Origin of the sequence: Halobellus sp. (genome assembly GCF_042218505.1) — an archaeon.
GTDB lineage: Archaea > Halobacteriota > Halobacteria > Halobacteriales > Haloferacaceae > Haloquadratum.
The window spans coordinates 1-11,864 of sequence record NZ_JBDGQZ010000046.1 but is presented as its reverse complement, the minus strand read 5'-3'; the positions used below and the strand labels follow the sequence as shown (position 1 = coordinate 11,864).

Sequence of the window (11,864 nt, the reverse complement as noted above, 5' to 3'; positions counted from 1 at the left end):
GATGCGAGTCACGCTCTCCGACGAGGCGCGGCGCTTCATCGCCCTTTTCGAGGACGAGACGGGGGCGACGGCACGCGACTGTCTCCCCCACGACGATCGCGTTGTCATCCTCGTCGCGGCCGGCGAGATGGGCGCGGCGATCGGCCCCGGCGGCGCGCACGTCCAAGCGGTCGAGGAGACAATCGGCCGCGACGTCGAACTCGTCGAGGACGCCAGCACTCCAAGCGCCTTCGTCGAGAGCGCACTCGCGCCTGCGGCGGTCAGACACGTCACGCTGTCCGAACAGGGTGGCGAGACGATCGCCTACGTCGAAGTGCCGGACGACGACCGCGGTGTCGCAATCGGTGCGGACGGAACGCACATCGAGACCGCGCGGACGCTCGCCCAGCGACACTACGACATTGACGACATTCAGTTGACCTGAGTTTCGGAACGGCCCGTCGGCTGGGCGTCGTCCCGTTTTCACCCATTCTGGGATCACTGCTCGATCGAAAACGACACGTTCTCCACGCCGTTCAGCCCGTTTCCCCCAGTGAGCGGCCGTGTCCCAGGAGCAGTCTCGATGAAAAAGACGGGCGCAGAATCGTCCTTAGGGGGCGCTAACCCGACCTGCGGCCGTTTCGGCAGGTGCGAAAAGGGAGGCTTAAGTAGCTCCGCCGGGAATCCGGAGTCACTATGGCGAACGGCAAATATGCCGCGCGAAAACTCAAGCAGGACCGGCAGAAGCGACGCTGGTCCGACTCCGAGTACGCGCGCCGCGAACGCGGTCTCGGTGCGAAGTCCGATCCCCTCGAAGGGGCCCCGCAGGGACGCGGGATCGTCCTGGAGAAGGTCGGGATCGAAGCGAAACAGCCCAACTCGGCGATCCGAAAGTGCGTCCGAGTGCAACTGATCAAGAACGGCAAGCAGGTCACCGCCTTCTGTCCGGGCGACGGCGCAATCTCGTTCATCGACGAGCACGACGAGGTCACGATCGCCGGGATCGGCGGCGCAAAGGGTCGTGCGATGGGCGACCTCTCGGGCGTGAACTACAAAGTCGAGAAGGTCAACGGCGTCTCGATGATCGAACTGGTCCGCGGTAACGCCGAAAAGCCGGTGCGCTAAGATGTCCGAAAGCGAAGCCCCCGAACCGGACGCGCCGGCCGACAGCGAGGAAGCCGAGACGAACGCGCAACTGTTCGGTGTTTGGAACGTAACCGACATCGAGTATTCGGACCCCTCGACGGAACGTTATATCAACGTGACGCCCATTGCTCACACGATGGGTCGCCACGCGTCCAAGCAGTTCCAGAAGTCCGAGATCAGCGTCGTCGAGCGGCTCGTCAACCGCCTGATGCAGACCGAGGAGAACACAGGTCACAAGCAGAAGACGATGAACATCGTCAAGGACGCCTTCGATCTCGTCCACGAGCGCACCGAGGAGAACCCGGTGCAGGTCCTCGTCAGCGCGGTGGAGAACGCCGCGCCCCGTGAGGAGACGGTGCGTCTCAAATACGGCGGGATCTCGGTCCCGCAGGCGGTCGACGTCGCGCCCCAGCGTCGCGTCGACCAGGCGCTGAAATTCATCGCCGAGGGGACCCAGCGGGGCTCCTACAAGAGCCCGCAGAGCGCCCACGAAGCGCTCGCGCAGGTCCTCATCGGCGCGGCCGACTACGATGTCCAGTCGTACGCCATCGGCCAGAAAGAAGAGTCCGAGCGCGTCGCGGAAGCGGCCCGGTAGGCCGTTCGCCACTCACGGCGTCCGAGTTCCTTCTCTCTTCGTTCCGTTCGAGAGCCCCGGCGCTGTGCTTGCGCATCGCTCGGCCGAGGTCAGTCGGCAGCCATACTGCTCCCGGATTCGCCGACGACGTAGGCCCGCGTTGCGTCGACCAGCGTCTTCCGGTAATCGCTGTCGGAGGGGTCGTCACCGAGCGACTTGAAGCGCCGCTTGAACGCGTCGAGATCGACACTCGGCGCGTCGTCGGCGGCCGCGTGTGCGAGGTCGTAGAGTTGGTGGTCCCGGCTGACGACGTCGTGCCGCTCGACGAGGCCGAGCGCGAACGCCGCATTGACCGCGGTGATCTCCGGATCCGACCCCGCCGTGACGCGGCGCGAGTCCGGCCGCGGGGCGGAGCCGGGCCGCGTCGCGACCGCGCGGGCGAGTTCGGATTCCAGAAAGGAGACCAACTTCTCGGACGGCATCACCGAGAGCGTGATGTCGTCGGCGTAGATGTCTTTCATATGATTCGCAATCTGATAGCAGTGTGCGACCTTCCGGCGCTCGACTGATTCGCCCGAGAGCGCGAGAAAGAGCGCCTCTTCGGTCTTGAGGTGATGCGAGGCGTGGCCCTCCTCGTTGCGGGCCATATGCGCGAGTTCGTGGACGATCAACTCGCGCGCCATCGCGCTGGTCGCCGCCTGCCGGGAGATGTTCAATACGTGGCGGTCCTCGTAGTGCGCCGCCCAGGTCCGCTCGTCGGGATCCGTTCGAACGTCGACGTGCACCGGAAGGTCGAGTTCGCACTCGGTTTCAAAGAGGTCTGCCGCGCCGAGGAATGTATCGGCCGGGACGTCGCCGCGTACTCGAAGGTCCATACGTGTCTTTGCCACGGGGTGGTTCGATAAGACTCTTACCCCCGGATTTGTCGGCTTCGGCTCGAATTGGGGCCACGCCACCCGGCAGTGCATCGTTCGGCCTCTGCTCACGGTCGTCGCGAGGCGCTCAGACACCGTGGTAAAAAGGTACATACCTGCGTGGTGACCGCCGTATCGGTCGATTTCGAGGCCGGGAAAACACTACCCTTTTGACCCTCCTACCGGTACAGAGGCACATAATGGGCCGACGAAAGAAGATCGTACAAGAGTGTGAGCAACTGATGGAGGATCCGGAGCAGATCCGGAACATCGCCATCGCGGCTCACGTCGACCACGGAAAAACCACCCTGACGGACAACCTGCTTGCGGGTGCAGGAATGATCGCCGACGAGGGCGAGGCGACGCGCCTGATGATGGACACCGAGGAGGACGAACAGGAACGTGGAATCACCATCGACGCGGCGAACGTCTCGATGACCCACGAGTACGAAGAACAGAACCACCTCATCAACCTCATCGACACGCCGGGCCACGTCGACTTCGGCGGCGACGTGACGCGGGCGATGCGTGCGGTCGACGGCGCGCTGGTCGTCGTTGACGCCGTCGAGGGCGCGATGCCGCAGACCGAGACAGTCGTCCGGCAGGCGCTGCGTGAGGGCGTCAAGCCCGCGCTGTTCATCAACAAAGTCGACCGCCTCATCTCCGAACTCCAGGAGGGGCCCCAGGAGATGCAGGAGCGACTGATGGACGTCATCGGTGACGTCAACGAACTCATCCGCGGGATGACCGAGGATATGGACAACATCGACGACTGGACGGTCTCCGTTGAAGACGGGACTGTCGCCTTCGGTTCCGCGCTCTACAAGTGGGGCGTCTCCGCGCCCTCGATGGCTCGGACCGGCATCGGCTTCCCCGAGATCATCGAGATGGAGCGCAACGACCAGCGGCTCGAACTCCACGAACAGACGCCGCTGTCGGACGTCGTCCTCGATATGGTCGCCGAGCACTTCCCGAACCCGCTCGACGCCCAGCCCCGCCGTATCCCGCGCGTCTGGCGCGGCGACGACGAGGCGGAACTCGCCCAGCAGATGCAGGAAGTCGACGACGACGGCGAGGTCGTCTTTATGGTGACCGACATCTCGATGGACCCTCACGCCGGCGAGATCGCCACCGGGCGACTCTTCAGCGGGACGATCACGCAGGGACAGGAGCTCTACGTCTCCGGGACAGTCGGGAAGAACCGCGTCCAGTCCGTCGGAATCTTCATGGGCGGCGAACGCGAAGAACTCGACCGCGGCGTCCCCGCGGGCAACATCGCGGCCGTGACCGGTCTGCGAGACGCGATCGCCGGCTCGACCGTCTCCTCTGTGGAGATGACGCCGTTCGAGTCGATCGAGCACATCTCCGAGCCGGTCATCACGAAGAGCGTCGAGGCGAAGAATATGGACGACCTGCCGAAACTCATCGAGACGCTCCAGCAGGTCGCAAAAGAGGACCCGACCATTCGGGTAGAAATCAACGAGGACACTGGCGAACACCTGATCAGCGGACAGGGCGAACTCCACCTCGAGGTCATCACCCAGCGCATACAGAAGAATCAGGGCATCCCGGTCCAGACCGGCGAACCGATCGTCGTCTTCCGGGAGTCACCCCAAGACGCCTCCCGCGAGGTCGAGGGCGTCTCGCCGAACCGCCACAACAAGTTCTACATCACGGTTCAGCCCCTGTCTACGGACATCGTCGACGCGATCAAACTCGGCGAAGTCTCGATGGATATGCCCGAACTGGAGCGTCGTGAGGCGCTGCAGGAGGCCGGAATGGACAAAGACACCTCTCAGGAGGTCGAGCACATCCACGGCACCAACATCCTCATCGACGACACGAAGGGGATTCAACACCTCAACGAGACGATGGAACTCGTGATCGAGGGGCTCGACGAGGCGCTCAACGACGGCCCGCTCGCCAACGAGCCGGTCCAGGGCGCACTGCTTCGTCTCCACGACGCGAAACTCCACGAGGACACCATCCACCGTGGTCCCGCACAGGTCATTCCGGCAGTTCGGAACGCGGTCCACCGCGCGCTCATCGACGCCGACATCAAACTGCTCGAACCCATCCAGAACGTCCGCATCGACGTTCCCTCCGAGCATATGGGCTCGGCGTCCGGCGAGATCCAGGGTCGTCGTGGCCGCGTCGACGATATGTTCCAGGAAGGCGACCTGATGGTCATCGAGGGCATCGCGCCCGTCGAAGAGATGATCGGCTTCTCCTCGGACATCCGCTCGGCGACGGAAGGCCGCGCCTCGTGGAACACCGAGAACGCCGGCTTCCGCGTGCTCTCGGACAACCTCCAGCGAGAGAAGATTATGGAGATCCGCGAGCGCAAGGGAATGAAACTCGAACTCCCGCAGTCCGTCGACCAGTTCTAGGTCGCACAAGTACATTTCCGTCGGCCCGACGCGGTTTCTCTCCGCACCCGACGCTGCTGTTCTGTCGTCCGATACCGAAACACAAATTGGACCGCAGGTCCAGGTGCGCTCGGGCGACTGACTGTGCACGCAGCCGCTCTCACTCTTCGGCCGGTTCGCTCTCATCGCCGAGCCGATCATCCGGCGCCTGCCCCGCTCGAACCGACGAGTCAGCGGCAGTTTTCGCCGGCAGCAACGCGTGCATCGACGAAGGCTTATATCAGTCCGGGGGTTGATCTTGGGGTATGTGTACGGCTCCGACCTCACGATCTCGACCCGCCGCTCACCGCGGCCGTCGAGTCGTCGTCTCTCATCGAACCGTGGCTCGTGAGGCCCGCTCCCGCCCGGGAGTGATCGAGCAGTGACGTCGACGCTAGATCCCGACGCGGAGGCCGAATCGACGGCTGACACCGATGTCGAAACCGACGCTGAAACCGAGTCCTCGCGACCGAGTCGCGTGGATTGCACCGATCCGGACACCACCGCTGACGGCGATCCACAGCCCCACACGATCCGACTGGAACTCGCCGACCAGCCGGGACAACTCCTCGACGCGCTCGAACCCATCTCGGCAAACGGCGGCAACCTCCTCTCGATCTTCCACGAGCGGGGGAACATCACCCCGCGCGGGCGGATCCCCGTCGAGGTCGACGTCGAGGCGACGCCGGACCGCTTCGACGCAATCGTGACCGCACTCCGTGACGAGGGCGTCAACGTCGTGCAAGCGGGCGCAGAGCATTACGCCGAAGAAGTGGTCGTACTGCTCGTCGGTCACCTCGTCGACACCGATCTCTCTGATACGCTCCGCCGGATTGAGGACTGCCCGGCGGCCTCGATCGACGACTTCTCGCTGAACGCCCCCGCGGGCCGCAGCGACACGTCGAGCGCCCGGCTCCGGATGGCGACGCGGGCGGGCGAAGCCACGACGGCCCTCTCGATTGTCCACGAGATCGCCGACGAGAAAGAGCTGCAGGTCGTCGAACCGCTTGCAGGAGGTGCGGTATGACCGACGGCAAGCGCCTGGCGGTCGTCGGCGCCGGTGCCGTCGGCGGGTCGGTCGTCGAACTGGCGGCCGACTACGGCCACAGCGTCGTCGCCTTCGCGGACTCCTCGTCAGCCACCGTCGACGACGACGGCATCGACGTCGAAACGACTCTCGACCGGAAAGCGAACGAGGGCCACGTCGGTGACGGCGACCCGGAGGACGCCTTGGCGGCCGACTACGACGTCCTCGTGGAGGCGACGCCGACGACCCTCGGCGACGCCCAGCCCGGCTTCTCGCATCTTCAGACCGCCTTAGAACGCGACCGACACGCCGTCCTCGCGAACAAGGGACCCGTCGCCGAGCGCTACGCCGACCTCAGGGATCTCGAACGCGACAGCCAGGGCGCTGTCCGCTTCGAGGCCACTGTCGGTGGGGCCATCCCCATCGTCTCGACGGTTGAGGACCTCTCGCCGTCTCACGTCACGGCCGCCCGTGGCGTGCTCAACGGCACGGCGAATTTCATCCTCTCGCGGATGGCTGCCGAAGGGATCGATTACGAGCACGTGCTCGCGGAGGCCCAGGATCTCGGTGTCGCGGAGGCGGACCCGACGTTCGACGTCGAGGGGACCGACGCTGCGCTGAAGTGCGTCATCCTCGCGAACGTCCTCTCGGAGGACGAGCGGGAGTTCACGCTCGAGGACGCAGCGGTCGAAGGGATCACGAACGTTCCCGGCAGCGCGCTCGAACTGGCCGCCGAGGACGGCCGGACGATCCGGCTCGTCGGCGAGGCCACCCGGGACGGAATCCACGTCGGGCCGCGACTCGTCCCGCAGAACGCCGCGCTCGCGGTCACGGGCACGCGGAACATCGTCCAGTTGGAGACCGACCACGCCGGCCAACTGAACCTGAGCGGCCGCGGTGCAGGCGGTCCGGAGACGGCGTCGGCGGTTCTCGGTGACGTCGGCCGGTTGGAGTAACGGTACCGCTCACCTGGTCAGGTGTCACCCGAGCCTGCTCAGGGATCGATCCCCGGCCTCCCCGGCCCGCCAGTGCTGTGAAACGGTCGCTGTCGGACCACCGACCGCTGTGTCATCGGCGTTTTCAGACGCCGGTTCGGCTCACCGACCGGATCAGCCGTCTCCCCGTCCGTTCTCGTTGCCTCGCTCCTCGGCTTCCTGCTCGTTTGTCCCCTCTCGCTCGTTGTCGTTCTCCTGCTCGTCGTCACCCGACTCGTCCGCTCTCTCGTCCTCCCGCTCGTCGTCGTCTTCCTCCTCCGGCGGTGCGGTGTCCGTCGCTGGCTGCCAGCTCTCGAGACCACCGTTCAGCACCGATTGCTCGAAGTACGCGCGCTGGTCGTCGTACCTGGCGTCGGTGTAGTGTGCGTATACTTGGAGATGGGTGCTTGCGCCCGCGAACGAGTGGAACTCGCCGCGGTCGAAGTACACGAGCAGGTCGTCATCTCGGAGTCGGACGCGGTCGGCCGAGAGGGCCGCTCCTGTGGCGTTCTGCAGCCGCACCGACGACGCGTTGACCGACACGACGCTGTCGGGCACGTCGTAGTGAATCGGAACGTACCGGCCACCTCGCGCGAATATCCACTCTGAGCCGACTTCCCGATCCACCCGCCGGATGCGGTTCGTGTCGCGGGGCGAGACCGTCCCCCTCGCTTCGATGTAGTTGGCGACGGCGGTGCCGTAGAGCGTGTAGTCGCTGCTGACCGTTGGATCGTCGCTGAAGTCGTCCCACCCGGCCATATAGGAGTTGACCGTCACGTTGTACGTTGCGTTCGCCCGCAGGGGCTCGCCGTTGACGTACACGTCGCGGATCACCGGGGTGGATCCGTCGTGAGCGACCATCTCGTAGGAGACGCCGCTGACCTGGAGGGAGGCTTCCTGCCCGTACTGTTGCCCCTCGATCGATTCGAGCGTGACGACCTGACTCGCGAGCAACGTCCTCAGTTCGCTGCCGGTGACGCGCTTCGTGACGAGCGTGTTCCCGAACGGCAGAGACGTGTAGACGTCCCCGTACGTGACGTTACCCGGTTCGATGACGAAGTTCCCCCGGATACCACCGGCGTTCGTGATGGCGACCTCTGCGCCTGTCTTCGCACGGAACGCGTCGGTGATCAGGTTTCCCCAGGCCGTCTCGTCGTGGTAGTTCGCGGCGAACGTGGAGTTGAGCGGGACCGTCGTCCGGCCGATCACCGTCGAGAGGAGTTCCCCGCGGGCGGAGGCGACGGTGTCTCTGACAGTCCCGTTCACGGGAACCACGTCGTTGCCGGCGACCGTTAGCAACCGGCCATCCTGGAACGCGACCGAGCCGTTCTCGCTGACGGTGAGGTTCGCCTCTCCGAGGTAGGCGGCTCGGGCCTGTGCTTCCATTATTACTGTCCCACTCGTCACCTGCGGTTCGTACCTGACCTCGTCGTCGCCGGTGACGATCACGTCGATGTTGCTCGTTTCCCTGGCGAGTTCCTTCGAGTCGCCGACGCCGATGTGGGCGGCCGCGATAACCACGTCGACGTTCTTCTCGGCCTTGAGTTTCGTTGCGACGCGCTCACCGACCCGACTGTAATCAGTGACGGTATACCCTTGCTTCTCGAACTCCGCTACCGTCTTCGGCTTGATGGCGTCGTCGACGAGCCCCACGATCCCGATGCGAACGCCGTCGCGTTCGACGATGGTGTAGTTTTGCGTCCCGGGAACTCCCCCGCCGTTCTTGGCGCGGACGTTCGCGAGGAGCCACGGGTACTTCGAGGCGGTAGAGAAGTTGGCGACGGCGTCGAAGCCGTAATCAAGGTCGTGGTTACCGACCACGTCGGCGGCCGGATCGATCACGTTGGTCGCGGCGATCGGGACCGTCCAGTTGCTCACCGGCGAGAGCGAACTCGGGCTCACCTGATCGCCGCCGCCGACGACGACCGTCGGATTCCCGTGTGCACCCCGGCGTTCGTTGACCGCTCCCGCGAGTCGTCCCATCGCCGTCGGATCTGACGCCGCTGTCTGGATGTCGTTGTACGAGAGAACCGTCAGCGTCGTCCCGTTAGTCGGCGACGCTGGACTCTCTGCTCCGCCGTCGGTGGGCGACGTGATCCGCCCGATAGACGTCGGCTGGAGCTTGAACGTGCCGAAACTGTAGAAGACGGGGCCGGTCAGCGACTCGACCGTCGCACCCGTCTCGTTCGGAGTCGCGGACGCGCCTGTCGTGACGTCATCGACGGCGATTGACCCGCTCCCGTCGTCGACGGCCCACTCGCCGTACTGTCCGGGTGGCTGCGTCACTGTCGCGCTCGGTACGGTGACGAGCACGCCTTCGTACCGCTCCTGGCCGACCGATCCCGTGTCGAGCGTGACCGGTGTGGGCGGCGCGGTTGTCCCGGTGACGGTCGTCGATGCCCCGCCCGCGCTCGCGTCGAGTTCTGTCAGATTGTAGTATTCGGTGACCGGTGCGGAGACCTCGACGACGTCTCCGGGGGTTACAGACGGCTGCGAACCGGTGTACACGTACACACCGCTGTACGCCCCGGTCCCGTTCTGGATGTAGTATCCCTCGTTGGCGACTGCCGTTACCGTCCCCGACGTGGTCACGTTCGTGCCCGCGTACGGCGAGGCGTCGGTGTTGCCTGAGGGACGCTGTATCGAATCAATTGAAACGCGCTGTTGCTGAGACTGCGCCAGTGCGGTCGGTGCCACCGCGGCGACGGACGACACCACCAGCAACGCCGCGAGTATCGTTGCAAGAACGCTTCGACTTGGCTTCGAACCACTTCGGACCACGGTTCAGCAAAGTGATGATATGCTGACTGCTTGAATCCTGATATTGGGACTCTATACGTCTGTCGTCGGTTGGCCGACTCCTCGTATCGATATGTAGCGCTTTGGAGCCCTATATCGACCGTCGCGTCCGGTGCTGGCACGACATCAAATCCGTGGTAGATGCTGCCACAAACCGCGATACTGCGGCGTTTCGGCCGTCTACGTATCGAAATGGTTTTAGGGCTTTCTGGCTAAAGAAAGCGGTACAGAGCGCCTTAGCGCGTGACCTACCTATGAGTGACAAACCGCACCAGAACCTGGCCATCATTGGCCACGTTGACCACGGTAAGAGTACGCTGGTCGGGCGACTCCTGTTCGAGACAGGATCCGTCCCCGAGCACGTAATCGAGCAGCATCGCGAAGAAGCCGAAGAGAAGGGCAAGGGTGGATTCGAGTTCGCCTATGTGATGGACAACCTCGCCGAAGAGCGTGAGCGTGGGGTCACCATCGACATCGCCCACCAGGAGTTCGACACCGACGAGTACTACTTCACGATCGTCGATTGTCCGGGCCACCGTGACTTCGTGAAGAATATGATCACGGGCGCCTCACAGGCCGACAACGCGGTCCTCGTCGTCGCCGCCGACGACGGTGTCGCGCCGCAGACCCGCGAGCACGTCTTCCTCGCTCGCACCCTGGGCATCAACGAACTCATCATCGGCGTCAACAAGATGGACCTCGTCGACTACAGCGAGGACTCCTACAAGGAGGTCACTGAAGAGGTTCAGCAGCTCCTCAATCAGGTCCAGTTCAACGCCGACGACGCCACCTTCATCCCGATCTCTGCGTTCGAGGGCGACAACGTCTCCGAGGACTCGGACAACACCTCCTGGTACGACGGCCCGACGCTGCTCGAATCCCTCAACAACCTACCGGAGCCGCAGCCGCCGACGGACGCGCCGCTGCGCCTGCCGATCCAGGACGTCTACACCATCTCGGGCATCGGGACGGTCCCGGTCGGACGTGTCGAGACGGGTACCATCAGCCCCGGCGACAACGTCTCCTTCCAGCCGTCGGACGTCGGCGGCGAGGTCAAGACCGTCGAGATGCACCACGAAGAAGTACCGAAAGCCGGCCCCGGCGACAACGTCGGATTCAACGTCCGTGGCATCGGCAAGGACGACATCCGCCGCGGTGACGTCTGTGGTCCCGCCGACGAGCCGCCGACGGTCGCCGAGACGTTCAAGGCTCAGGTCGTCGTGATGCAGCATCCGTCGGTCATCACCGCCGGTTACACGCCGGTCTTCCACGCCCACACGGCGCAGGTCGCCTGTACGATCGAATCCATCGATCAGAAACTTGACCCCGCTTCGGGTGAGGTCGCCGAGGAAGATCCCGACTTCATCCAGTCCGGCGACGCTGCGGTCGTCACCGTGCGCCCGCAGAAGCCGCTCAGCATCGAGCCGTCGGGCGACATTCCCGAGCTCGGATCCTTCGCCGTCCGCGATATGGGTCAGACCATCGCGGCCGGGAAGGTCCTCGAGGTCAACGAGCGATAGATGCAGCAGGCACGCGTCCGTCTCGCCGGGACCAGCCCGGATGACCTCGACGATATCTGTGATGACGTTCGCGAAATCGCGAACAAAACGGGAGTCAACCTCAGTGGACCGATCCCGCTGCCGACGAAGACGCTCGAAGTGCCCGCACGCAAGTCCCCCGACGGCGAGGGGACGGCCACGTGGGAGCACTGGGAGATGCGCGTCCACAAGCGTCTCATCGACATCGACGCCGACGAACGCGCGCTTCGGCAGCTGATGCGGATTCAGGTGCCAAACGACGTCAGCATCGAGATCGTCCTCGAAGACTGAGGTCGACGCCCCGCCTGACGGCGCACTCGTCGGTCACGGCGCTAAGGCGTCGGCGTCACGCGCGCCGCTTCGCGTGCGATCGCACCACGCGCAGGGAACGAAACAGAAAGTACAAATGACGCCCCGCCTTCATCCGTACTACGGGCTCGTAGATCAGCGGTAGATCGCTTCCTTCGCAAGGAAGAGGCCCTGGGTTCAAATCCCAGCGAGTCCA

General features: G+C 64.5%; 10 protein-coding genes and 1 tRNA gene. 9 read left to right on the top strand and 2 right to left on the bottom strand.

Translation table 11 applies throughout. The features are described from left to right. Nucleotide 1 precedes the first annotated feature (1 nt). From ABEI27_RS12025 to ABEI27_RS12015, 3 genes are all read left to right on the top strand, one after another. Nucleotides 2-424, top strand: a complete 423-nt coding sequence (locus ABEI27_RS12025; protein WP_375799645.1) for a NusA-like transcription termination signal-binding factor — start codon at nucleotides 2-4, stop codon at nucleotides 422-424. 251 nt (nucleotides 425-675) lie between these two features. After that, nucleotides 676-1,104 (top strand): 30S ribosomal protein S12, encoded by a 429-nt coding sequence (locus tag ABEI27_RS12020; protein ID WP_089768796.1) that lies wholly within the window; start codon nucleotides 676-678, stop codon nucleotides 1,102-1,104. Nucleotide 1,105: 1 nt separating this feature from the next. Further along, nucleotides 1,106-1,720, top strand: coding sequence for a 30S ribosomal protein S7 (locus tag ABEI27_RS12015; RefSeq protein ID WP_375799644.1), 615 nt, complete (start codon nucleotides 1,106-1,108; stop codon nucleotides 1,718-1,720). An 89-nt stretch (nucleotides 1,721-1,809) separates the two neighbouring features. Here ABEI27_RS12015 and ABEI27_RS12010 read toward each other — a convergent pair whose 3' ends face one another. After that, the gene (locus ABEI27_RS12010; protein ID WP_375799643.1) at nucleotides 1,810-2,574 is read right to left on the bottom strand and encodes a DUF5781 family protein; all 765 of its coding nucleotides are present in this window, start codon (nucleotides 2,572-2,574) and stop codon (nucleotides 1,810-1,812) included. A 239-nt stretch (nucleotides 2,575-2,813) separates the two neighbouring features. Between ABEI27_RS12010 and ABEI27_RS12005 the strand changes: the two genes are divergently transcribed. The 3 genes from ABEI27_RS12005 (at nucleotide 2,814) to ABEI27_RS11995 (ending at nucleotide 7,004) form a co-directional block, all read left to right on the top strand. After that, on the top strand, nucleotides 2,814-5,003 hold the full coding sequence (locus tag ABEI27_RS12005; RefSeq protein WP_375799642.1) for an elongation factor EF-2: 2,190 nt from the start codon (nucleotides 2,814-2,816) through the stop codon (nucleotides 5,001-5,003). A gap of 496 nt (nucleotides 5,004-5,499) precedes the next feature. Beyond that, nucleotides 5,500-6,048: an amino acid-binding protein gene (locus ABEI27_RS12000; protein ID WP_375799664.1), complete on the top strand. Its 549-nt coding sequence runs from the start codon at nucleotides 5,500-5,502 to the stop codon at nucleotides 6,046-6,048. Further along, on the top strand, nucleotides 6,045-7,004 hold the full coding sequence (locus ABEI27_RS11995; RefSeq protein ID WP_375799641.1) for a homoserine dehydrogenase: 960 nt from the start codon (nucleotides 6,045-6,047) through the stop codon (nucleotides 7,002-7,004). The genes ABEI27_RS12000 and ABEI27_RS11995 overlap by 4 nt, the downstream gene beginning before the upstream one ends. 153 nt (nucleotides 7,005-7,157) lie before the next feature. On the opposite strand, the gene ABEI27_RS11990 is transcribed toward ABEI27_RS11995, so the two are convergent. After that, nucleotides 7,158-9,740 carry a 5'-nucleotidase C-terminal domain-containing protein gene (locus ABEI27_RS11990; protein ID WP_375799640.1) on the bottom strand — a complete coding sequence of 861 codons (2,583 nt, stop codon included), beginning with the start codon at nucleotides 9,738-9,740 and terminating at the stop codon, nucleotides 7,158-7,160. A 335-nt stretch (nucleotides 9,741-10,075) separates the two neighbouring features. Here ABEI27_RS11990 and tuf point away from each other — a divergent pair, with 335 nt between their 5' ends. The 3 genes from tuf to ABEI27_RS11975 all read left to right on the top strand — a co-directional run bounded on the left by tuf (nucleotide 10,076) and on the right by ABEI27_RS11975 (nucleotide 11,864). Continuing rightward, nucleotides 10,076-11,341: a translation elongation factor EF-1 subunit alpha gene (gene tuf / locus ABEI27_RS11985; protein ID WP_375799639.1), complete on the top strand. Its 1,266-nt coding sequence runs from the start codon at nucleotides 10,076-10,078 to the stop codon at nucleotides 11,339-11,341. Further along, complete coding sequence (rpsJ, locus tag ABEI27_RS11980) at nucleotides 11,342-11,650, top strand: 30S ribosomal protein S10 (RefSeq protein WP_049985148.1); 309 nt, start codon at nucleotides 11,342-11,344, stop codon at nucleotides 11,648-11,650. It abuts the gene before it with no gap. Between the two features lie 142 nt (nucleotides 11,651-11,792). Further along, nucleotides 11,793-11,864 (top strand) — tRNA-Ala (locus tag ABEI27_RS11975).